This is a genomic window from Emticicia agri (genome assembly GCF_004168285.1).
Taxonomy (GTDB): Bacteria; Bacteroidota; Bacteroidia; order Cytophagales; family Spirosomataceae; genus Emticicia; species Emticicia agri.
On the sequence record NZ_SEWF01000023.1, the window covers coordinates 41,289 to 63,766 of the forward strand.

Below are 22,478 nucleotides of genomic sequence, written 5' to 3' on the forward strand. Positions count from 1 at the left end.
AGTCGCCAATCCTCCTAAAAAACCTTTTTACTATATTCAGTAAGATTGATTAAAGGGATTTTTGTTTTGTAGGTTTTATTGATAGCTTTTATAAACTCATTGGCTATGATAGCCTGTCCGATAGCAGAGGGGTAAATACCATCTTGCGAGAAAAAATTACCTTCCGGGAACTTTCCGCTAACCACAAAGCCATCATCAGTAACATAGTTTCCTTTAAGAATCTTTGCATATAATGCTTCCAAATCTACCAAAGCAAAGTTTTTCTCTTCTGCCATTTGTCTGAGTCGCCTGTTCAATAAATCACGTCTATAGATATTGTCATCCATTACTACATCATTAATATAGAGCGATGAGGCAAAAGTGCCATACTCTGTGATTAACAGCATATTTTTTAATCTTTCTACAGGAAGCAGTTTCACTCGGGTAGCTTGTCGTTGGACGCTTCCCCACTTATCTATATACCAAACGGTTTTTAGTTGTTCTTCAATTAATTTGAATATATTGAAATAAGGAGTTTCTAACATATCTGGTACTGTACAAAGTACGCCTTTTGCTCCTGAGTTAAATAACCCGTTATAATCAACCAGAATATCTTGAAGGGTGGCATCATGAATTGAGTTAGGTTGCCCGTTCAGATAAGCAGTAACCAAATCTTCTATCCCTATTTCAACAGAGAAGAAATCTGGTTTTTTATCAGATTTAAAGAACAGCTTCTTGTAAGAAATATCTTCTTCTTTTGAAGTTTTAGCAAATCTTTCAAGAAATACCATGTACTTTTTATTGTTATAATAAATATCTTTTCCTTTAGCTATTGAAGAAAAATAGTTGCTTTCTGAAATAATCATTTTAGGCATACCCAGATTATTTGCATCTCCCACATATTTCTCCAATTTTAAAGGAAATTTTTGTTCAATAGCTGTATTGTTCCCCACATAATCCCAGGTTACTTTGGCTTTGTTGTAAACTTTATAACCTGTTCCGTTCCCTTTTTCAGCACTGAATAATGGAGTCTTGAAATTCACTAATCCCATTTGGTGCGCTATCAGGTTTGGGTAAGCCGTTTGTTGTCCTTGTCTGTATAAACCACCATCACGCCAGCCTGCTGTGAGACCTCCACCAATGGCAGTATAATTAAACGCCTCTTTAGGCTTATCGGACAGAGGGGTTAAATCTGTACTGGTTTCCCAATTGAAATGTATATCAGGTTTTACAGGTCTTGTAATAGTATCACCTGTAGCAAAAGGTTGTAGCGCATACAGGCTTTTATCCTTTTCGATAGCATTGGCAACAGAATCGATAGGCACAGGATTTATTACCACAGGAGGAATCTCCTTTATATCCATTTTGTCTTTACAGGCAAAAACAGAAGTAGATAAGGCTATCAGTAGCAAACAGTTGTTTTTCATAGAATTACTGTTTTATATACGAATGGTATTCGGTACATAAATATAATTCAAGGGGCTGATAATATGACTCAACCCATGTCAGGTCTGTTATTATATGGTATTTTACCTATTTAACGGCTGAAAATTAATTAGACGCCTTCATTTCTTTTGTTAAAATATTATTAAAAACTTGCTTCCCTCACCGACTTTCGACGATACTTTCAGGTTGCCTCCGTGCATCTGCATAATCTGTCTTGAAAGACTCAACCCGATACCGGAACCTGTTTTTTTGGTGGTATAAAACGGAATAAAGATTTTCTCAAGTGCTTCCGGTTCAATACCACTGCCATTATCAGCAATTTCAATAATTCTCTGTTCGTCTATTTCATAAGTTCTGATTTTTATCTGCGGATTCAATCGGTTTTCAACTGCCTCTACGCCGTTTTTAATAATATTAATCAAAACCATTTCTATCTGCTCGGTATCTGCCAATAACTCAAAATCTTCCTTAAAATCAGTCTTTAAAACCACCTGTTTTTCTTTCAGTTGTGGCTGAACCAGATTCAATACCTGAGCTATCAGGTCTTTTGAATTGGTTTCTTCAAATTTAGGCTTAGGAATACTTGTAAACTCCCGGTAGGCATTCACAAAGTTCATGATTCCCTTACTTCTGTTTTCAATCGTGAAGAGTGCTTCTTTCAAATCGCTGACAGTTTCCTCAATATCCTCTTTTTCCGACAGGTCAAGTTCAATAATTTCCCGCATGGTACTTGCCAGTGAAACAATAGGTGTTACCGAGTTCATAATCTCGTGGCGCAATACTTTGGTCAGGTTTTGCCAGGCTTCCAGTTCTTTCTGTTGAAGTTCTGACTGAATATTCTGCAAGGAAATCAGCTTAATCACACGCCCTCTAAGGCTGACAGTAGCGGCATTGATTGAAATCTGCTTTTCGTTAGACGTCTGATAGAGAGCCTTACTGCCTGATGAAATATCATTTAAAATATCAAACAAGCCTGAGTGGCTGGTTTTGGCTAATTCATTAATATTACGCAGCCGATAAATATTCAGAATCCTGAAAGCGGCATTGTTAATTAACTCGATATTCCCTGATGAATCGTAAGACAAAAGTCCTACGTTTACGTGTTGCACAATGGTATTGATATAATGCAGATTAGCCTCCTTTTCGGCACGTGCCTGACGGAAGGCTTCTAATACGCCATTAAACTGCTGATTTACTTCTTCAAAGCTCTTGCCTAACTTATTATCAGAGCGAAACTTTACAGTAAAATCGGAGTACCGCACTGATTCGAAAAAACGGGCTAATTTGCGATTAATAGAGGTGGTATAAGTAAAAATCCAGAAGAAAATAAGGGCTACTAAAATACTAAACAACCCTACAGCCGACCATTGGCCTTGTAGAAAAAAATAAACCAGTCCCATCAGAATTATACTCAGAATACCCACACGCCAGATGATACCAATTGCAAAATGCCTCATGAATTTTAATTGCTTGTTTAGCTGAAATTAAAAGAAAGATATGGTTTTAATCCTTTTGTAAATAAACCCATCTAAAATAAAGCCATGATTTGAAAAATCGTGCTACAATACAAAAGAAATTTTATCAAATTTCGTTAAATACTCGGTAAAACAATAATAAAATGAGAACCAAACAATCAAATAAAAATTTCATTGCCATAATCCTTTTAGCAGCGGTGCTATCGGCCTGTTCTGCTTCAAGAGATTTTTTGTCAGATAACTTTGCTAAAGTAAAAAGTACCCACCAGAAAGTGGCTATTTTGCCTTTTGATGTGCAGTTTGAGAACCCTGCCAACCGTAAACCGGATACCCGTGCCCAGAAGTTTTTTAGTCAGCAGGAACGTGAGGCGAGCCTTGACACCCAGAAAGAATTGTTTGCTTACGCTGCCAAACAGGTAGAAAAAGGCAGATACGAATTAGCTTTTCAGGATTTTTCTAAAACCAATAAGATTTTAGCTGAAAGTGGTATCAGATTAGAAGACATAGGCCAGCAGGATAAAGGTCAGTTAGCCCGATTGTTAGGGGTAGATGCCGTTATCTGGGGACAATTAGGTATTACTATTACTCGCCAGAACCGTTATTCAATGATGCCTACTTATATGGGGAATGACGGCGTATCTACCAATGTAAATCTGTATAATGCTGCCAGTGGCGAGCTTTTATGGAAAACCAATCTTACTCAACGCCCTAACAGCCGTCTGGATACACCACACCATATGTCGAGCCAGTTAATAGCACAAGTAGCTAAACATTTGCCATATAAAGAGAAATAAGTGGATTTTTAAAGTAAAATTTTCTAATTTCGCACTCTCAAATCAAGGTCGTCTTAAAGGAAAAGATATAGTATTTTATTCGGGTACGACCCCACTCCCTAAATCCCTCTCCCCAACAATGGGGAGAGGGACTTCACCTCCCTTCCCCACTGTTGGGGAAGGGTCGGGGATGGGGTGACCGTCACGCGGTCTTCCCAAAATCTATTTGTCTTCAAGCTTATTGAGATAACCTACATAATTATTAAAAAAAGAAATTATATTTAGTATATGGGAAGAGCGTTTGAATTTAGAAAAGCTCGTAAAATGAAGCGTTGGGGGCAAATGGCCAAAACATTTACCCGCATTGGTAAAGATATAGCAATTGCTGTAAAATCGGCCGGGCCAGACCCAAATAGTAACTCTCGTCTGAGAGCGATTATCCAGAATGCCAAGGCCGCTAATATGCCTAAGGCAAACGTTGAAAATGCTATTAAAAGGGCTTCTTCAAAAGACCAGGAAGATTACAAAGAGATGGTATATGAGGGCTACGCACAACATGGCATTGCCATATTAGTTGAGTGTACTACCGATAACACCAATCGGTCAGTAGCTAATATCCGCAGTTATTTTTCAAAATGTGGCGGTAGTCTGGGCACATCTGGTATGTTAGATTTTATCTTCGACAGAAAATCTGTATTTAAGATTGCCAAAAATGACAAAATTGATGTAGAAGAGTTAGAGTTTGAATTGATTGATTTTGGTGCAGAAGAGGTATTCTTAGACGAAGAAACCAATCAGATTAATATCTATGGTGAGTTTACGGCTTTCGGTGCTATTCAGAAATTCTTAGAAGAAAAAGGCTTTGAGTTGTTACAAGCCGATTTCGAAAGAATTCCGACAGATATGAAAACTATTTCGGAAGAACAAGCCGCCGATGTAGAGAAACTGATAGAAAAACTGGAAGAGGACGACGATGTGCAGAATGTCTATCATAACATGATAATCGCCTGATTTCGTAATCACTGATATTCGTCAGAATCCTAAAAAGATTCTGACGTTTTTTTTATTGCTCCATCTAAATATATACTATGCTTCATTTTCTTTATCCTTATATTTTATTCTTTTTTATGCCATTAGCTGATTATACGCTTTCTCTTTCAAAAAACGAATGGAAGCCTCTCGACCAGAAATATTTCAGACATTCTACTGATGGGCTACAAGCGCCACAGGAAACGCTGGTAAAGCTAAAATATGATGATGATTACCTGTATGTAGATTTTGAATGCAGACAGAATCCTTACTGGAAAGAAAATACTTACACTGTTCATAACACTGAAATGTATAATCAGGAGGTTTTTGAGGTGTTTATAGCCGAAGGCTCAGCCGTGCCTGACAGGTATTTAGAGTTAGAAATTAACCCGAATAATGTATTATGGATAGGAAAAATTCATAACCCTACCAAAGGGCATGGCGGTGGAAATTCGGCTGATATGATTAGCTACGAAAACGCCGGAATAAAACATATAGTACAGACCAGCGGAGAAATCTGGAGCGGTACGTTACAAATACCTTTGACACTGATTGGCTCACAACAAACCAAAGAGTATCGTGTTAATTTCTATCGCATAGTTTCGTTGCAATCACACAAAAACAAAGATTGGAAATGTAATCCTAAAGAATGTAATTTCTTGTGCTGGAGCCCAACCATGAGTGGTAAAAATCCTGCCTTTCACCGCCCTGAGCATTTTGGTTTTCTTCATTTGAAATGATTAAATCGGGCATTTATATTGAATTATACAAATAATTAAGGAGGAAATTAAAATTCCAAACTCTGCGGTACTCCGTGGTAAAATATTGTCTATTAATCAATACACCACAATATCCTTATCGGTAGAAACGACTTTTTTGTAAGGGTTATCTAAAAACTGAGAGATAAAAGTATCTCCTTCTTTTCTCATGGTAGGGCAGTGTGAACGCCCTTTAAACAATACACGCTGGCTGTTAGTCATAAAATGATGCATCATATCGTTATAGATAGGTCGGGTAGCTGGGTCTGTATCGCCTGCCCCTAAAAGCACAGGCACTTTTGAGTAAAAAGGCATTTTAGTTTCTGCGGCAATAGCAGGTACTTTCCAGCAATCGCACATACTGCGATATACATCAAGGATATAACTGATATTGCTGTTGAATGATGGCATCACGGGCATAAGCCATTTTATCAGAACAATAGACCGACATACGCATCCCCGAGGGGCCTCCATTACGAAAAATACCTGATAGAAAATCTTTTATATATACCTGATGATGACCTTGTATCATTTCTGAAACAATCATTGGTATATCTTTGATTCGTGAGAAATCATACAGTGTATTTAACAGATAACCGATTAGCTCGCTTTGAGAATAGTGAATGGTCAGGCTATCTTTCGCATCCTTAGGAAGATACTTAATCGTAAAATCTTTACCTGTAATAGCTGTAAAATATTGCTTAAATCTATCCTTCAGTTTTCCGTAGGGCAAATTACCGATAGTATCAGCCTCATATTTTGTTAGTACCGTATTTAACGCCTCATTAAAGTTGACTAATTCTTCCTCATCAATATTCACAAACAGAGGCAATGGTGAATCTAAAATTAAAGACCTGATACCATCAGGATAGTTTTTAAGTACTGTAGGCATGAGTCCTCCACTATAAGAAGCCCCAAACAGGTTTAAAGAATCAATTTTTAAGGCCTTCCGCAAATCCTCTATATCTGCTGCGCTCTCAACTGTGTTGTAGGCCGATAAATCGATGCCTTGCGCAAGCAATTTGTTTCTGCATTGTTTTACCCCGACCAATAGCATACTGTCTTTAGGCAGATTATACATGAAAGCTTTTTTCAGGGCTTCTCCTATATCGTTACAATCTAAATTTGGTACGGCAAAGTGAGTACCCCGTTGCTCAAAAGTAATAAAATCACGGTCTTTAATCAGAGAACGGTTATGAACCGAGCCAATAAAACCTAACGAACTGGCACCTGGCCCACCTCCTGTAAAAAGTACCGGGTCTTTCTTTTTATTGGGATTGTTACTTTCGGCAATGATAAAGGGTAATTTGATGGTTTTTCCGTTAGGCTTATTTCTGTTTTCGGGCACAATCAGATAGGCACAGGTAGTTTTCAGACTACTATCGGCTTTGAAAGCACAAGGGCAAGGCTCTATTTTTGGGGTGTACGCAGGTTTCTTTTGCGCAAATGTTGCGCTGAATGTAAGAATTACTAAAATGATAACTGAAAGCTTTTTCATAAGTATTACTGGTATTTTTCAGCAAAGCTATGGGCTTTCATAGGTAAAACTTAGTAAAAAATGGACAATTTAGGCAAGGTTATCAATTAATTTACGTCCTGTAAATTTCACTACATCTTTATAAAAATGACTCATATCATAATAGCCAAAATCATAGGGGCTAAAATCCGGTTTCTTAGCTACATAATTCTGTAAGGCTGTACGTACTCTGATGGTTGAAAAGTAGTTTTTAGGCGTAGTACCCACTACCTGATTAAAATACCGGTAAATGGTTTTATTAGTAGCAAATATCTCTCGGGCTACTTCACTACTATTATATTCCATATGGCTGATATGGTAAGTTTCAATGGCTTTTTGCACAGTTCTGAATTCATGTTTCTGATGCCCATGTTTCTTACACATAATCAGAAAGAAGTTTTGCAACAGATTTACCCGCTCTTCAAAATCAGTTACGCTTTTAATTTTCTGTATTAACTGATTTGGCAGAATGGTAGTTAAATGAACGGGTTTATCGCCTAAAAAACTTTGCTTGATTCCGAAAATAGCTTCAAAGCCTCCGGGCGAAAACTTAACCGTAAAAATATGGTCGGTTGGTAGGTTATACCTTTCAACAATAGTGTCTCTTAAAAGTAAGACGTCCTCGTCGGTTTGTATAGAATACTGTTTGTTGCTAATCAATAACTGATAAGGAGAGCCCAAATTAAACCAGAATGTAGGCGTCCAGCTCGGAAAAAGCCTGACCTTGAAAGGCGCATCAGCCATGTGCTCACGGGTAGCTTTTGGAGAAGATTCTGAGAAAAATTCGATATAGTCTGCCAGTTCTCCACAAGGAGACCGGTATTGGTATATCTTATGAATATTATCAAAAATCTCAACCATTAATCTTTATCAGTTATTCGTCAGTATTTTTCCCATATCTTCACCCATTTTCCGCATACGGGCATAATTTTCGTAGGTATTTTTCGATTTATTCATTTCAATCTTCAAACTCCCCGGATTCATTTTTATATAGAAATTCATTTTGTTATCTAACGCAATTGTACCGTCAATTCTTGAATTTTCAAAAGAAAAATCACCACCATTCTCTAATTTATCATCCAGATAGCGCTGCACTTCTTTGGTTCTGTCATCAGGAAAATGAGCCACGAATTTATATAAATCATCAGACTCACTATGTGAAATAGAAATATTTCCTTTGTTTCTGCATGAAGAAAAAATACCCACACATAAGACTGTAATGAGGACTAAGTTAAATAGCTTTTTCATAATTATTGAAAATTTAACGGTTTATAGTTCATAATTTGTAATACAAATATAAGGCAATAAAAGATACATTGTTATACATAGTACCTTGTTGTTATTGAAATTTATATGAATGGTAATAAGATTTGATAAGTGGTAATTTTTAAGGTTGGGTTTTATTCAGTGTTTCTATGCTACATGAATAAATGTAAACCTTACTAAATGCTATTAGAGGGTCATTAACAGAAAAAGTTGCTAAATGCTGCTACTTTTTTCCAAATCAGTCAGAAAAAGTGCCACTTGTGCGGGTTTGCGGAATATCAGAATCTGGCAATGAGCACCATACTGTTCTATTCTCTTAAAAACTATCGGGCGATAAGAATGTCTGTAACCAATAATCCAACTGACGAACTCCCAATCTAATTTTTCAGGGCAACCCTCTGTCATATCGGGTCGGGTAGTACCACGGTATTTGAAAAATCTTTTTACTACACGTCTTAAACAAAGCAAGGTCGGGAAGTCTAAAAAAATAATGGTATCTGCCGCTTCGAACCTTATCGGCATTGTGTCCTGATAATTGCCATCAATAATCCACTCGTTTTGTGTTGCTATTTTCTCCACTATTTTCTGCTCTTCTTCTTTAGTCCGCATTTTCCAGCCGGGCTGCCAGAATTCTTTATCTAAATGTATCACAGGTAAGTGTAGAATCTCTGACAGTTGACGTGCTAAAGTAGATTTACCAGCACCACCACAACCTACAATAGCTATCTTCTTCATGGATTAAGTATTTATACTGCAAATTTAGGAGTTTCTTAGTGGGTTTATAGATTTACTTTTTTATCCATCTTTCTCTAAACCTAATTTACTCCGTAAAAATCTGTATTCGTCAGAAATTCCTACTACTCCATACAGGTTTTAGATAGGTTTGTTTCATTATTTAAACGAATCAGCACATGAACAAGCTACTACCCTATATCCTGTTCCTTTTTTTTCTGATACCCCAGTTATTTGCCCAGACTATTATTAAAGGACGCATAACTGATAAAAAGGGAGAAGCACTCCCGGGAGCCAATGTATTTATCAAAGGCAGTTATGATGGTGCCTCAAGCGATGCAGAGGGTAATTTCAGTTTCAGAACCAGTAGAAAAGATACAGCTACATTGGCTGCAAGTTTTGTTGGCTACGAAAATTATGCACAGAAAATTACTTTAAATAATGCCACACTCGAACTCACTATTCAAATGCAGGAGTCGATGAATGTACTGAATACGGTTACGATTACGGCAGGCACATTCGAAGCATCAGATAGCAAAAAAATGGTAATGCTGAAACCATTAGACATTGTAACAACGGCAGGTGGTGGCGCAGATATTACGGCAGTGATGCAATTATTGCCCGGTGCCCAACGTGTAGGCGAACAGGAGGGACTCTTTGTAAGAGGGGGCTCTGCCAATGAAACTAAAACCGTGATTGATGGCATGATTGTACAGAATCCATTTTTCAGCAGTACGCCCGATGTGCCTCAACGGGGACGTTTTACACCATTTATGTTTAAAGGTACTTCTTTCAGTACAGGTGGATATTCGGCGCAATATGGGCAGGCACTTTCATCAGTTTTATTGCTCAATACCAAAGACAAAACCGACGATGCCAGTGGCTGGAATATAGGAGCTAATCTGGCAGGGTTAGGTGCTACTTACACGCATAAAGGTAGTATATCCGGTTCTGTCTATTATACCAACCTGTCGCCCTTTTTTAACCTGATGAAATCTAATGTACTATTTGATAAAGCACCACAAGGCATTAATACTTCATTGACTATTAATGAAAACCTTACCAAAAACAGCAGCCTGAAAGTATATGGTACTTATTCAGACAGTCAGTCGTCTATGTTGTTTCCTTCTTATGATGATGCCGGGACTCATTATAGTTTTGATTTAAAGAATAAAAACCTATTTACCAATGGCACTTATCAGGTTAATTTCGATGAGGGTAGATGGGTACTTTTGACAGGCTTATCATATAGCCACAATACTGACAGAATAAAAATAGGTAATGACGACGGCGACAGATTAGATGAACGTACACAGGCACGTGCCGTAATGACCAGACTATTTGGTAAAAACAATGCCAGTTCGGTTTTATTCGGTGCGGAGTTTCATGCCATCAGGGTAGGTAATATCTATAATGAGTATGATTTCAGATTGAAAGATAATTATAGTGCGGCTTTTGTAGAAACAGAAGTATATCTGACCCCAAAATTAGCCGGAAGATTTGGTATGAGAACAGAATATACCAGTGTCATCAGCAAAGCCAATATCGCACCTCGTATCTCATTAGCCTATAAAACCGGACAGTATAGTCAGGTATCTTTAGCCGCAGGGCAGTTTTATCAGACACCTGAGAAGAACTACCTGTATCTTAATCAGCAATTAGGGTATGAATTAGCCAACCACCTGATTCTGAACTATCAGCTAATTAAAAACGACCGTACTTTCAGAATAGAAGGCTTTAAGAAAGATTATAAGAATTTGGTATTGGAACATACCAACTATTATGACCCTAATCCTTATCGTTTCCCTACAGGGCCAACAGATAATAGCGGCAAAGGTTATGCACAAGGCTTCGATGTGTTTTTCAGAGACAAGAAGAGTATCAAAAGTGGTGAGTTCTGGTTGACTTACTCGTTTTTAGATACCGAGCGTTTGTTCAGAAATTATCAGAAAGCAACTACCCCTACATTTGCTTCTAAACATAACGTGAGCGTGGTTTATAAACAATTCTTTGAGAAAATAGGCACGAATGTAGGTGTTACTTTTACTCATACCAGCGGACGACCTAATTATGATTTTGCCACTACTTCGTTTACTCCCGAATACACCAAGCCTTATCAGAATGTGAGTTTATCGGCCAGCCATATCCGTACTATCAAAGGAAACTTTATTGTATTCTATGCTACGCTTGATAATGTATTTGCACGCAAAAATGTATTCGGCTACCGTTATTCAGGAGATGGCAAGCAGCGTTTTGAAGTAATTCCACCTATGTATCGCACCTTCTTTATTGGCTTATCAATGAATTTATCGAAACAGATGTCGAAGCCTAAGGAGGCAGATTTGGATAATTTGTAAGGGCTATGGAAAGCGTGTCACGTTTATACTCGTCTGAGAACGAACGTGGCACGCTTATTTTTTGGAAAAGAAAAAACAACCAAAGATGATATTGATTTAGATAGTTCTCACCTAACGTAAGGGTGCCACGCCCTTTTGAGTCCGAGTAGAGGCGTGACACGCAGGCTTTTCATTCAAAACTCACTCCCATAAACAACTTTCTCCCTCAAATCCTCTAAACTCACTTTATCTACTTCACAAATACCATTAGAGGTAAAGCCGATTCCTGCTATCAGGCCGAGGGATTGTTCGTAGGGTTTTTCAAATATCTTTTTATTGCCTAAATAGACCGTTACATTTTTATTGATAACCCTTATTTCTAAATCCTGCCATTGGGTTAAATCACAACCGAATGGGGATAAGTCTGTGGTTTTGCCTCTTATTTCATGTTCGCTGATTTTAGCATTTACTTCACTGATACAGCCCGGAATAGTATTGGTAAAATACATAAAAGAGTTCTCGCAAAAGACTTCTGTCATTATCCAGGGGCAAAGCGTGTTTTTAATTTTTCGTAGGCGGAAGCGTGCTTTATAGGTAAAATTATCGCCTCCTATATCCATCAGTTTAGGACAAAAAGTATAAAAATATATCTGGTCTTTCTGAAAATCTATATTGTTTTCTTCAATGGCTTCGTCGGTTATTCCTAACACTCCATCGTGTATAGCATTACCTTTACTAAAGTAGCTGGGTTTAAGTTCGGTAAAATCGGTCTTACTGTAACAAAACCAGTCTTTGGCAGTAATATTGACACCTATTTCTTTCAGAACTTTGCCATTGGCTATGAGTTTAGCCTTATGGTAGCCCGGCTCATAATAAATATCTGTAAGTGTATGGCTGTTTTTTAAAATACCTATTTTGGATCTTTCATTCCACGATTGCTGAAAATGAAAACTATCGGCCGCTACTTTATCTATATTATAATTAAATACTACACTATTAGGTATCTGTTGTGCGCTTGTCTGCCGTGCTGTGAACTGAATATCTGCTTTATTCTGCGAGCCTAACAGAGGCGTTTTCAATAAAAAGGCAATAACTATAATCAGCAAACACAAGCCTATCCCAATCCACGCTTTAGAGGGTGCTTTTGCCTGTGCAGCAGGAATATTAATTTCAGTAGCAGGCAGTGAAACAGGGTTTTCTAACAGTTTCCGGGTCTTGAAATCGTGCCAACCTGCGTAGCCGATAAATATAGTAAGGGCATTGAGCGTAGAAGTTTGTGGCAGACGGTCGAACTGTCCGTTCAGAATACGTTTGAGGGTTGACAGGCTGATAAGAATTTTTGTTCTGGCTTCAATAGCCTCGCTCAAATGCTCCATATCACGCTGCGATAACCTGATATATTCGGTATATCCCATTTGTTTTTTTAACTCAGACAAACAGCGCTGTACCAGTTCTTTATCTTCTATCGAATTCATTTTGAATGTATTTTGACCCACATTGAACGGATTTTGATTGTAAAAATACAATGAAAAATTTAGTTTTTTGTACTGTCATCAACCTATGAGCAACCCAACCATTTTTCTATTATTATGAAGACGTATTATAAAGTTATTTTGCTAACCGGATTTATTGCAGGCTCATTAGACCTGACAGGTGCTATCATTTCATCGACCATTCTGAACCGGAAATTCCCCAGTAAGATATTCCATTATATCGCCAGTGGAGTATTTGGCAAAGAAGCCTTTAGCGGGGGCAATAGCATGATTCTGTGGGGATTATTGTTTCATTACATTATTGCCTATGCTTTTACCTTTTTCTATTTCCTGATTTATCCAAAAATCGGTTTCCTCCATATCAACAGAATAGCATCTGGAATTTTTTATGGGGCATTTGTGTGGGTAATCATGAATCGCATTGTAGTGCCACTGTCGAATGTTACACAAGGACCCTTTAATATAACCCAAGCTATTGTAGGCATGGTAGTTCTGATGTTGATGATCGGGCTACCTATTGCCTTCAATGCGCATAAATATTATGCTGTAGAATAGTCCCGGCAAACTTATGAAAAAGCTTTCTGACGCATACGGTCGGGCGCATCACCATACCACTTTTTAAATGAATGGATAAAGGCTGCCGGCTCGGAGTAGCCTAAAACATAAGAAATATCGGTAATTGAAAACCGGTTATGCCGTATCAATAGATTGGAGATTTGTTTACGTAATTCATCAGTAATTTGTCGGAATGTGATATTATCTCTCAGTAATCGGCGTTGAAAAGTGCGAGGTGTAAGGTGAAATGCATCTGCTACACTGGCGAGGTCTGGTAATTCGGGCTTTGCTAAGTGTAGCGATGCTATTTTTACTTTATTGGCAAAACTATCTTCCGATTTTAATCCCTCTATCAGTTTCAGGTATTCTGGTATCAGCACATCTAATTGTTGGCGGCTTCTATCCTGTAAAGTTGCCTTTAGAATAGCAGGCGTGAAACTGACAGCATATTTAGCTGAGGCCTGCCAGTCGGTAGGATAATCATTAGAAAAGAACGGAGAAGTTTTAATAATACTTACTGCTTTAGTAGTCATCAAGGTTAGTTCTCTGGCAATTACTGTAAGAATATTCTCTAAAATAATCCTGTTGGCCTCTATCTGTTCATTTTCTATGCTTAGTCCAATCTTTAACAAATCTGCTTCAATCGTTGTCTGGATGTTCACAATCGGAAAAGTAGCGTTCAGATACGTTTGTAAGTAGTAAAGTGCTTCTTCTATGGTACTCGCTTGCATAGATATCCGGTAAATGAGCCCTAATGCACCTAAATTCAGAAAATTGCCCAAACGGATACCCAAACGCTCATCCTGCAATTGCTTATTCAGGACATCTATCACTGCATAAAAATCTTCTTCGCTTACGGTGGCTGTTTCATCTGAAAAATTAACCGGAGACTTTTCCATGATACTTATCAGTTTCTGCCGGCAGATGCCTCTCATGTAGGCATATTCTAAAATATGATGTAGATGAAATGCTGATATTTTCATTTTGTCGTGAATTATCAATCCTTAGTTCTGAGACAAATCTACCTTTGTTTCATCATTAAACATTGATATAATATGACAACTTTAAAAAATGTATTGTTGATTAACGCCCTCAGTTCAGGTGCTACAGGTCTTCTACTGATAGAATTTCCATCTTTTACAGCTCAGTTGTTTGGGGTATCTCAAACCATGCCTTTTATGGCGACAGGTATTTTTCTGGTAGCTTTTGCTTTATTGGTCTATTATGCTTCACGCCAGAAAATCACCAATAAAACACTGGTTCGATGGATTATTGCTTTAGATATTATGTGGGTAGCAGATAGCCTGATTGTAGTCGGCGGGCAATTGTTTGGGCTCACACTCATAGGTTACGCCCTCACGTCGGCAGTAGCTTTGTGGGTAGCCTTAATGGCTTTTTTGCAGATAAAAGGGTTGAAAGAAACGTTAGTTTTAAAAGTAGAGTAATTTCGTGGATGTAAACTTGGTATAATAGGGGAAGCTATGTCCCCTATTATTTTACCCTTCTTCTGCTACTTTTTTTATTTCTTCCAATACAGCACCCCACTCATTCTCTGAACGTTCTAACGCAGCATCGTCTTTAAAACCGTCTTGTGTGATAGTTAGCAAGGTTTTATCGTCTTGTTCTTCTACCGAATAGCTGATATTCGCATAGTTTTCGGGTTTTTCCTCGGTACCGCTAAGGTTACTCCAGTAATTATAAGTCAACGATTTTTCGGGCTCAAAAGCCAGTATAGTTCCTTTATCCTCATAGGGCTTATCATCCCACATACCAGAGAATACAATAGGGCTACCTACTTGCCAGTCTGTTTTGGTTTCGGTTCCAAACAAGTATTTCTTAATTTTTTCCGGGTTAGTCAAGGCATCCCAAACCTTTGCCTTTGATGCGCTTATCGCAATTGTTTTTTTCAGTTCTTTTGTCATGGGTATTTCTGGTTTAATATAGTTTGTTTCACTTTACCGGCTCTCTCAATATCGTTCTTAGCTTTTCGGGTGCTGTTTTGTTGAAATCTGAAAGATAAATTTCATGGTGGAAACCATTTTTTTGCAGTTGATTAGCCTCCGAGAATTGCATAAGTTGCTGCAAACTCTCAGGCTCTTTGTCAAAAGGCCCTATGTGCAATAGTTGTACACATTTGCCTTCGTGCATTTCATAGAGTCCTACCTGATTGGCTAAAGCGATTTGCTTTTTTTCAACTACTTCTTTCCTTATCTGCTCAACTACTTCTGCCGTAACATATTCAGGCATGCGAATCAACATTCTGTAGTGCCATTCGCTTCGGGGTATCCGAACAGGTGCATCAGCCATTGATACATCTTTGTACAATGCTTCATCAAACCACCAGAGTCCTTCCAGTTTTGCTACTACGAAATCCTTCTTTTGTGCTTTATAATAGAATTTCAAGCGATAAGTAGTAGCATATAAAGCCTGTAAGGTAGCTGCATAGTCAGGGTGAGAGGGGTCTCCTTTGCCTACAATTGACAGATACCTTGCCGCATCTATCTCTACCAAAGCAGGTTTGGTTGTGGCAGTATAGTAAGCCTTATATTGTTTACTTAAATCTAATTTTTCCATAATAGTGTCAGACGATTCGGCTTCTCAATAATGTAGAGAAAGACTTGCAAGTCTCTCTCTACATAGTCTGAAGTGGTGGGGATTAGATTAAAAACTCTCATCGGCACTTGGGCCATAGCTCCCCGGAATCGGAATATCCAATAAGCGTAGATAGACTCCTAATTGCGCCCTGTGATGAATAATCTGACTCAACGACATACGCAATACGTCAATCTTTGGCTCAACACTATAAATAGTATCGCCACTACGAAGTGTCCAGTTTTCCGAGAGTTTATCGGCATATTCTTCTTTCAGATAAGCTCTGCCCTCTTCTACATTTTTCTCAAAATAAGCTAATAATTCTCCGGTGCTATTTACGTTTTCGACCTCATACGGATTATTGGCAAAATCTAACTCATCGGTTGTCAATGTCATTTTTATCCATGTGGGTAACTCTGCAATGTGTGTGGCTAAGCGTTTAATTGTCATGCTTTTTTCGTGTGGTTTCCAGTCATACTTGTCGTTTGGAACAATCGCTAACATTTTGCGTGTGGTTTGAGCTTCCTGCTCCAATTGTCTTGAGAATTGCTGAATAATAGTCATTTTTTGCTGTGTTTTAGTTTACCTTACAAAGTAAACATACCCCACTGACAACCCTATGGCAGTCGGTTTTTGAAATTTTTAAAATTTTTTCAGAAATTTTTGAGAGAGAATTTTGGACGATATTCACCAAATAAAATTGGTAGGACTACTGAGGCGGTAGCTAAGAAAACAGAAGGTATTTTTTCATCTCAACGGCCGACTTAAGTCGGTCTCATGTAAGCAATGATTCCTTTGATATCTTAGGCAGTGAATTCTATTCACTGTCACGGGAGGAACTATCTAATATTCCACAGGCAGCGGATAGTCATTGAGTCTGATATGATTTTGCTTTCTGAAAGGTAATCCGGTATCATGAATGGTACGTATGCGTGAGACTTTAAAATCCCGGTATTCTTCACGTAGATGGCACCAGGCTATCATGTGCCAGCTAAAAGCATAAAAAACCAGTCCTATAGCTTCTACCTGCCGCCTGCTGACTTCTTCTTTATTACTGGTATAGGCTATATCAAGTAGATGCTTTGATACAATAGCATTCTGAATGGTACTCAGGTATTCAAAATCATTACTTAACCGCTGAGGTACCTGTAACTTTATATTATCTGTCAGGAACTCTACTTTTTCTTTCTGACTGGTACGTAGAACCGACTTAACTTTGTTTAGCGCAGAAGAATAATGTTTTCTGATAGATTTGTCTGCAAACCCTGCGGTTACACTCTCCATCAGCAAAAGTGCATTGGCTTCTTCTATACTGAATGCCACAGGAGGCAGAAAATAACCCGGTACTATAAAATAACCTTTCTGATTCTCAAAACTCACCGGAATACCTAATTCGCCCAATGCCTTAATATCCCGATAGACTGTACGCACACTGATTTCAAACTTCTCTGAGATGCTTTCGGCACTCACAAATTTTCTGGATTGTAAGGTAGTTACAATAGCCATCAGGCGGTCTATACGATTCATTTGAGAAATATAAGTTTATGGCTCAAAAGTACTAAAGTATTTACTCCTTTAAAAACCCATTTTACTCCGGCAATTCAGGTCTTTGTCAGAAACTCCTGTCTTGCTGAGGCACTACTATATAATTTCGAATCGTCAATCATGTACAAGACATCATTTATCATTTAAACACCTTTAGAAATGAAACGAATTATTTTAACTATCAGCTTTTTATCTTTAATTTTCGTCAGCACTTTTGCTCAGAAAGCCGAGTATGTATCAGCTATGGAAAACGCCATTAACCTGCTTAGTGAAGTTGAAAACACCGAAAATACCAAGCAGGGTGTGAGCCAGTTGGAGCGCATTGCCGCTGCTGAACCAAAAGAATGGCTACCTAATTACTGGGCAGCGTATGGTTTAACCAATCTGACTTTTACAGAAACCGATGCCGATAAGAAAGATATGTTGCTGGATAAAGCCGATAAATTTCTGGCTGCTGCCGAAAAACTACAAACCAACAACGATGAAATTGAAGTTTTGAAGGCCTATATAGCAGGGGCACGGATGGCTGTAGCACCGCAAGACCGCTGGCAGAAATATGGCGGTGCTGTGAGTACAGGTTTAAAAAATGCGTATAAACTGAATCCTGAAAACCCAAGAGCTAAACTATTAGAAGCGCAAGGTGTTTATTTTACGCCTGAAACCTATGGTGGTGGTAAAAAGAAATCAGTCCCTTTATTTGAAGAAGCATTGAGTAAATTTGCCAAATTCAAACCAGCTTCAAGTATTGCGCCAAACTGGGGAGAAAGAGCCGCCAACTGGTTATTGTCACAAACCAATTAATCTAAAATCTGCCTTATCATGAAAGAAACTTACACTTTGTTGGGTTTTTCTGACCTTATTCAGAAAACCGACACTTATTTCAAAAGAAATTTTCTTCTGATACTCTTTTTAGGAGCAGTAGCAGGCATGGGTAGATTTTTTCAGGAAGGGGGCTACTGTTCGATATCCTCTTCTACACATGGTATTTTAGAAGTTATCGTAAATGGGGCTCGTCTTTTAATTATTATTGTTGTGATAGGGCAAGGATATATGCAGGCAGGTTTCAGAAATTTCGTTAACCTGTTCAGCCTGACCAAAAGTAAATGGTATGCAGTATGGACTACTATCAAAGATAATTTCTCGGCTAACTTTCTGGCTATTTTAGTTAATTTTATTATCTATATTGTCATAGCGGCTATTTTCAATATTGCATTATTTGCTTTGTTTGATTATACCCCATTTTTAGAATGGCTGAGAGCAAATGAGTTAATCGGCCCTGCGGCATCAAAATGGCCTGTCCTCTTATTTTTTAAAAATATTTCTATTATTCCGTTTACCCTGATTTTTGAGACCCTCTTTGTGATGTGGATTGTAGAACGAAAAAAATTAAGCAACCAATGAATTACTTACCATCCGAAATAAAGACTGTCTCTGCTGAAGGTATCAGAAATATACAGATAGAAACTATTGTGGGCAATATAGAACTTCTGGGTAGCGACGAAGACCAGATAAGAATTGAAATATATGCGTCTAAACGTCTGTTTATCAATTTTTTCAAAAAAACGCCTGTAAGTTCTATTGAATTAGGATATGAACTGGTAAATATCTCACAACAGAACGACTATCTTAGAATTGCGGCTCGCAATAATGGTTTCTGGAGATGGGACTGGCTGAGTTTTTTTCAGGTATCGTTCCGTGTTTTTCTTCCGAAGAATATCAATGCTATTATGACTACTACAGTAGGCGATATTTCTCTGAATAACCTTATTGGCAAGCAAACACTCCGCACAAGTGTAGGAGATATAAAAATAGCTAATACAACCGGAGAGATACAGGGAAAAGCATCAGCAGGAAATGTAAAAGTAGCCAATTGTGATATAAAAGCAGACCTTTCTACTTCAGGTGGCAATGTGCTTATTCACCATTCTAAAGGTGAGATTAACAGCAATACCAGTGGCGGCAATATCAAATTAGATAATTTCAGCGGAAAACTTTATACCAAAACCAGTGGGGGCAATATCAGAGCCTCTAATATTTCAGGTGAATTTAAAACATTTACTTTTGGCGGCAATATCCGTCTGGAGAATATGAGAGGCAATATTGGTGCCTCAACCAAAGGAGGTAATATCAATATTCAGGCAATAGCAATCAACGAGTACCTATGGCTCGAAACAAGCGGAGGGAATATAAAAGCACAATTGCCTTTAAACCAGGGTTTACAGATAGAAGCTGACGGTGCAATGGTCCGAACACCCCACCTGCCCAATTTTCAGGGCATTAACAGAACAGGGTTTGTGTCAGGTAGTACCAATGGCGGTGGCGCAAGTGTAAAATTAAAATCTTTTGGGGGCAATGTCAGAATCTATGCCCCCAAAGCTGAGATTTTTCCGGATATAGAAGAGGAATTAAAAAAAAAAACCATATAGCTGGGTAGACAGGATGAATCTGGAGAAAGCTCCTGATGTCAGTTCAAGAACTGCTACCAATAATGTAGTTATACCTGCTACGGAAAATACAAGACCTTACCGGAGAGAACGGAATAGCCGTTTCAGAACAGGATTTAAAAATGCTATCAATCGGCTTAATCCGCAGTTTGTATTATATACGTTTTTGTTTGCTCTTTTTCTTATTTACGGGCTGAATAGTATTTTGTATTTTTCTTTAGAGTTGCTGAATCCTACTTCTTTAGAAGCCGAACAAAACAAGGCCGTTTTTTTAGCAAACCTTACCACAGGATTTTCCTGTTTTGTAAGCCTGATTATTTTTATTCTGTTTATTGAAAGATTTCTTAGTAAAAACTGGTCGAAATACACCATTCTGATAGTGTTTACTTATTGTATGCTCATGCTTATCCGTCTTTTTCAGAAAGCCTTTTATTTAATAGAAAATGACGGAGGAAAATACTGGGCACACTATTGGAAAATAATGTCGGTAGAATACAATGCAAGCAGTATCAGTAGCCACGGTACTTTGTACTTGGTGATTCCGATGATTGCCGTTTGTGTGATTTTCTATAACTGGCAACGGTCTAAAGACCTTGACCGGAAGATTTCAGAACAGGAGTATCAACTGCTGAACCTCGAAAAACTAAAAACCAAAGCACAACTAAACGCCTTGGAAGCCCGTATTAATCCACACTTTCTATATAACTCATTAAACAGTATTACAGGCCTGATTCATGATAATCCTGATAAGGCCGAAGAAATGACCATACAACTATCGAAATTATTCAGAGCCACCACGGGTCGCTCTGACCAGAGTTTTCATAGCATAGCCGAAGAGTTAGACATTGTAAAGTCTTATCTGTCTATTGAACAGATGCGCTTTGGCGACCGACTTAAATACTCAATTCACTTAGAATCGGGTCTTGAAAACATTAAGATACCAAGGTTTCTTTTGCAACCCATTGTTGAAAATGCCATTAAGCACGGTATTTCTAAAATTACCGAGCATGGCATTATTGAGGTAAGAATTACCAAGGAGAATGACCTGATAGTCTTTCAGATACATGATAACGGCCCGGCTTTTAAAGAAGATTTAAGTGGAGGATACGGGCTGAGAAGTATTAGTGATAAATTGCAACTGATTTACGGCAACCAGGCCACGCTACAAATTGAAAACAACGATTATAAATCCATTATTATCAAAGTTCCTATGGAGACTTTAGATAAAATGAGTGTATAACCATTAAAACAGAAGATTATGTTTAAGACTATATTAATTGATGACGAGCCTCTGGCTATCAGTCGCCTGAAAAGACTGTTGTCTCACTACAGTGCTGTTATCAGCATTATCGACGAAGCACATAACGGACAAGAGGGCTTAGAAAAAATTGAAGCACAAAAACCTGATTTGATATTTTTAGATATTGAAATGCCTTTGATGACAGGTTTTGAGATGTTAGCAAACTTATCATATATGCCAAAGGTAATATTCTCTACTGCCTACGACCAGTATGCCATCAGAGCCTTTGAAGAAAACTCGGTTGATTACCTGCTGAAACCGATTGAGGCCGAACGATTAGAGAAAACCATAGAAAAACTAAAAAAATAGAAGATAAAAAAGAAGACAATTCTTTGAACGCCAATCTGATGCAACTGTTGGAACAGTTTAAGGTAAAAGAAGAAGCACAGCGCACTCCGGCTCAAAAACAGACACCCGCCCATTCTATTTCGGTAAAATCGGGTGAAAGAATTCTGTTTATTCCATTAACCGACATCAGTTATTTTGAGGCAGAAGATAAATATGTTTTTCTGAATACTACCGACGGTAAACAGTATCTGACTAACTATACCATTACGAATTTAGAAGAAAAACTACCGGATAATTTTGTTCGGGTGAGTCGCTCTTCTATTGTTAATTCTCATCTTATTAAAGAGTTACAGAAGTATTTTAATGGTAAATACTTAGTAGTAATGCGTGATAGCAAGATTACTAAAATTGAAACAGGCTCTACTTATGGCGATAACCTGAAAAGGCTGATGGAGATATAGCGTAGCACGTAGTGGTATTACGTGGCACGGGTTCCGGCAGTTTTTCCGATTATCCAGTATAACAAGAAACCAACAGGCCCAAGCATCAGGCAAAAGAACAGACATACCCCAACCCCTATGCGATTAATGCCTTTGCTTAACGAGTCTTTGTAAATATAGGTACCTGCTACTAAATCAAAACACAGATAATGAATCCACCCAACCAGCACACTTTGTTCTTCTGAAAACATATTTTTAATGCCTGCCAGAGTACTGAACGACATAAAATCTAAGTTCCCAAGACTTGTAATTACATAAAAAGCATAAGTAACTGCCAATAATACAGGAATCAGGTATGAGTCAGCTAATTTCTGTGTCCATCGCCAATAAGGCGCAAATATCATCAATAGCCATTGAGGCATTACCAAGGCATTTACAATAGAAAAAACAGTTTCCGGATTCATATACTTTGATTTTAAATACAAAATACAGAAAATTGTAAACACAAATC

26 protein-coding genes are annotated in these 22,478 nt (G+C 38.0%); 12 read left to right on the plus strand and 14 right to left on the minus strand.

The features are described 5' to 3' along the window. Nucleotides 1–14: 14 nt before the first annotated feature. Together EWM59_RS15885 and EWM59_RS15890 are read right to left on the minus strand one after the other, a co-directional pair. The gene (locus tag EWM59_RS15885) at nucleotides 15–1,406 is read right to left on the minus strand and encodes an SGNH/GDSL hydrolase family protein (RefSeq protein WP_130022215.1); all 1,392 of its coding nucleotides are present in this window, start codon (nucleotides 1,404–1,406) and stop codon (nucleotides 15–17) included. A gap of 150 nt (nucleotides 1,407–1,556) precedes the next feature. Next, complete coding sequence (locus EWM59_RS15890; protein ID WP_130022216.1) at nucleotides 1,557–2,882, minus strand: sensor histidine kinase; 1,326 nt, start codon at nucleotides 2,880–2,882, stop codon at nucleotides 1,557–1,559. A gap of 161 nt (nucleotides 2,883–3,043) precedes the next feature. On the opposite strand from EWM59_RS15890, the gene EWM59_RS15895 reads away from it, so the two are divergent. From EWM59_RS15895 to EWM59_RS15905, 3 genes are all read left to right on the plus strand, one after another. Further along, nucleotides 3,044–3,694 (plus strand): hypothetical protein, encoded by a 651-nt coding sequence (locus tag EWM59_RS15895; RefSeq protein WP_130022217.1) that lies wholly within the window; start codon nucleotides 3,044–3,046, stop codon nucleotides 3,692–3,694. Nucleotides 3,695–3,961: 267 nt separating this feature from the next. Next, nucleotides 3,962–4,684, plus strand: a complete 723-nt coding sequence (locus EWM59_RS15900) for a YebC/PmpR family DNA-binding transcriptional regulator (RefSeq protein WP_130022218.1) — start codon at nucleotides 3,962–3,964, stop codon at nucleotides 4,682–4,684. Nucleotides 4,685–4,761: 77 nt separating this feature from the next. Next, nucleotides 4,762–5,442, plus strand: coding sequence for a carbohydrate-binding family 9-like protein (locus tag EWM59_RS15905; protein ID WP_130022219.1), 681 nt, complete (start codon nucleotides 4,762–4,764; stop codon nucleotides 5,440–5,442). A gap of 96 nt (nucleotides 5,443–5,538) precedes the next feature. Here the strand turns inward: EWM59_RS15905 and EWM59_RS15910 are convergent, their stop codons facing one another. The 5 genes from EWM59_RS15910 to EWM59_RS15930 all read right to left on the minus strand — a co-directional run bounded on the left by EWM59_RS15910 (nucleotide 5,539) and on the right by EWM59_RS15930 (nucleotide 8,977). Further along, complete coding sequence (locus EWM59_RS15910; protein WP_165372193.1) at nucleotides 5,539–5,871, minus strand: alpha/beta hydrolase; 333 nt, start codon at nucleotides 5,869–5,871, stop codon at nucleotides 5,539–5,541. After that, complete coding sequence (locus EWM59_RS15915) at nucleotides 5,834–6,958, minus strand: alpha/beta fold hydrolase (protein ID WP_130022221.1); 1,125 nt, start codon at nucleotides 6,956–6,958, stop codon at nucleotides 5,834–5,836. Before EWM59_RS15915 ends, EWM59_RS15910 begins: the two co-directional genes overlap by 38 nt. Before the next feature lie 69 nt (nucleotides 6,959–7,027). Then, nucleotides 7,028–7,837: a helix-turn-helix domain-containing protein gene (locus EWM59_RS15920; protein WP_130022222.1), complete on the minus strand. Its 810-nt coding sequence runs from the start codon at nucleotides 7,835–7,837 to the stop codon at nucleotides 7,028–7,030. A 9-nt stretch (nucleotides 7,838–7,846) separates the two neighbouring features. Beyond that, complete coding sequence (locus EWM59_RS15925; RefSeq protein ID WP_130022223.1) at nucleotides 7,847–8,224, minus strand: hypothetical protein; 378 nt, start codon at nucleotides 8,222–8,224, stop codon at nucleotides 7,847–7,849. 231 nt (nucleotides 8,225–8,455) lie between these two features. Continuing rightward, nucleotides 8,456–8,977 (minus strand): DNA topology modulation protein, encoded by a 522-nt coding sequence (locus EWM59_RS15930; protein ID WP_130022224.1) that lies wholly within the window; start codon nucleotides 8,975–8,977, stop codon nucleotides 8,456–8,458. 176 nt (nucleotides 8,978–9,153) lie between these two features. Here EWM59_RS15930 and EWM59_RS15935 point away from each other — a divergent pair, with 176 nt between their 5' ends. After that, complete coding sequence (locus tag EWM59_RS15935; RefSeq protein ID WP_130022225.1) at nucleotides 9,154–11,331, plus strand: TonB-dependent receptor; 2,178 nt, start codon at nucleotides 9,154–9,156, stop codon at nucleotides 11,329–11,331. 173 nt (nucleotides 11,332–11,504) lie between these two features. Here the strand turns inward: EWM59_RS15935 and EWM59_RS15940 are convergent, their stop codons facing one another. Next, nucleotides 11,505–12,785: a hypothetical protein gene (locus EWM59_RS15940; protein ID WP_130022226.1), complete on the minus strand. Its 1,281-nt coding sequence runs from the start codon at nucleotides 12,783–12,785 to the stop codon at nucleotides 11,505–11,507. A gap of 114 nt (nucleotides 12,786–12,899) precedes the next feature. Between EWM59_RS15940 and EWM59_RS15945 the strand changes: the two genes are divergently transcribed. Next, nucleotides 12,900–13,358 carry a hypothetical protein gene (locus tag EWM59_RS15945; RefSeq protein ID WP_130022227.1) on the plus strand — a complete coding sequence of 153 codons (459 nt, stop codon included), beginning with the start codon at nucleotides 12,900–12,902 and terminating at the stop codon, nucleotides 13,356–13,358. An 11-nt stretch (nucleotides 13,359–13,369) separates the two neighbouring features. Here EWM59_RS15945 and EWM59_RS15950 read toward each other — a convergent pair whose 3' ends face one another. Then, a complete protein-coding gene (locus EWM59_RS15950; protein WP_130022228.1) occupies nucleotides 13,370–14,341 on the minus strand; it encodes a helix-turn-helix transcriptional regulator in 972 nt (323 codons plus the stop codon). A gap of 72 nt (nucleotides 14,342–14,413) precedes the next feature. Between EWM59_RS15950 and EWM59_RS15955 the strand changes: the two genes are divergently transcribed. After that, on the plus strand, nucleotides 14,414–14,803 hold the full coding sequence (locus EWM59_RS15955) for a hypothetical protein (RefSeq protein WP_130022229.1): 390 nt from the start codon (nucleotides 14,414–14,416) through the stop codon (nucleotides 14,801–14,803). A gap of 51 nt (nucleotides 14,804–14,854) precedes the next feature. Here EWM59_RS15955 and EWM59_RS15960 read toward each other — a convergent pair whose 3' ends face one another. From EWM59_RS15960 to EWM59_RS15975, 4 genes are all read right to left on the minus strand, one after another. Next, complete coding sequence (locus EWM59_RS15960; RefSeq protein ID WP_130022230.1) at nucleotides 14,855–15,280, minus strand: SRPBCC family protein; 426 nt, start codon at nucleotides 15,278–15,280, stop codon at nucleotides 14,855–14,857. A 28-nt stretch (nucleotides 15,281–15,308) separates the two neighbouring features. After that, nucleotides 15,309–15,932, minus strand: coding sequence for a GyrI-like domain-containing protein (locus EWM59_RS15965; protein ID WP_130022231.1), 624 nt, complete (start codon nucleotides 15,930–15,932; stop codon nucleotides 15,309–15,311). Between the two features lie 87 nt (nucleotides 15,933–16,019). Beyond that, nucleotides 16,020–16,514 (minus strand): DinB family protein, encoded by a 495-nt coding sequence (locus tag EWM59_RS15970; protein ID WP_130022232.1) that lies wholly within the window; start codon nucleotides 16,512–16,514, stop codon nucleotides 16,020–16,022. 279 nt (nucleotides 16,515–16,793) lie between these two features. After that, a complete protein-coding gene (locus tag EWM59_RS15975) occupies nucleotides 16,794–17,477 on the minus strand; it encodes a helix-turn-helix transcriptional regulator (protein ID WP_130022233.1) in 684 nt (227 codons plus the stop codon). Between the two features lie 177 nt (nucleotides 17,478–17,654). Here EWM59_RS15975 and EWM59_RS15980 point away from each other — a divergent pair, with 177 nt between their 5' ends. Genes EWM59_RS15980 through EWM59_RS28680 form a run of 6 tightly spaced genes read left to right on the plus strand, consistent with a single transcriptional unit; the run spans nucleotide 17,655 to nucleotide 21,988 of the window. Next, nucleotides 17,655–18,296 carry a hypothetical protein gene (locus EWM59_RS15980; protein WP_130022234.1) on the plus strand — a complete coding sequence of 214 codons (642 nt, stop codon included), beginning with the start codon at nucleotides 17,655–17,657 and terminating at the stop codon, nucleotides 18,294–18,296. Between the two features lie 18 nt (nucleotides 18,297–18,314). After that, nucleotides 18,315–18,896, plus strand: coding sequence for a hypothetical protein (locus EWM59_RS15985; RefSeq protein WP_130022235.1), 582 nt, complete (start codon nucleotides 18,315–18,317; stop codon nucleotides 18,894–18,896). Further along, the gene (locus EWM59_RS15990; RefSeq protein ID WP_130022236.1) at nucleotides 18,893–19,921 is read left to right on the plus strand and encodes a DUF4097 family beta strand repeat-containing protein; all 1,029 of its coding nucleotides are present in this window, start codon (nucleotides 18,893–18,895) and stop codon (nucleotides 19,919–19,921) included. The genes EWM59_RS15985 and EWM59_RS15990 overlap by 4 nt, the downstream gene beginning before the upstream one ends. A 13-nt stretch (nucleotides 19,922–19,934) precedes the next feature. Next, complete coding sequence (locus EWM59_RS15995) at nucleotides 19,935–21,179, plus strand: sensor histidine kinase (RefSeq protein ID WP_130022237.1); 1,245 nt, start codon at nucleotides 19,935–19,937, stop codon at nucleotides 21,177–21,179. Nucleotides 21,180–21,197: 18 nt separating this feature from the next. Beyond that, nucleotides 21,198–21,548, plus strand: a complete 351-nt coding sequence (locus tag EWM59_RS28675) for a LytR/AlgR family response regulator transcription factor (RefSeq protein WP_310587864.1) — start codon at nucleotides 21,198–21,200, stop codon at nucleotides 21,546–21,548. A gap of 38 nt (nucleotides 21,549–21,586) precedes the next feature. Further along, the gene (locus tag EWM59_RS28680; protein ID WP_310587865.1) at nucleotides 21,587–21,988 is read left to right on the plus strand and encodes a LytR/AlgR family response regulator transcription factor; all 402 of its coding nucleotides are present in this window, start codon (nucleotides 21,587–21,589) and stop codon (nucleotides 21,986–21,988) included. A gap of 17 nt (nucleotides 21,989–22,005) precedes the next feature. On the opposite strand, the gene EWM59_RS16005 is transcribed toward EWM59_RS28680, so the two are convergent. After that, on the minus strand, nucleotides 22,006–22,431 hold the full coding sequence (locus EWM59_RS16005) for an ABA4-like family protein (protein WP_130022238.1): 426 nt from the start codon (nucleotides 22,429–22,431) through the stop codon (nucleotides 22,006–22,008). Between the last annotated feature and the right edge of the window lie 47 nt (nucleotides 22,432–22,478).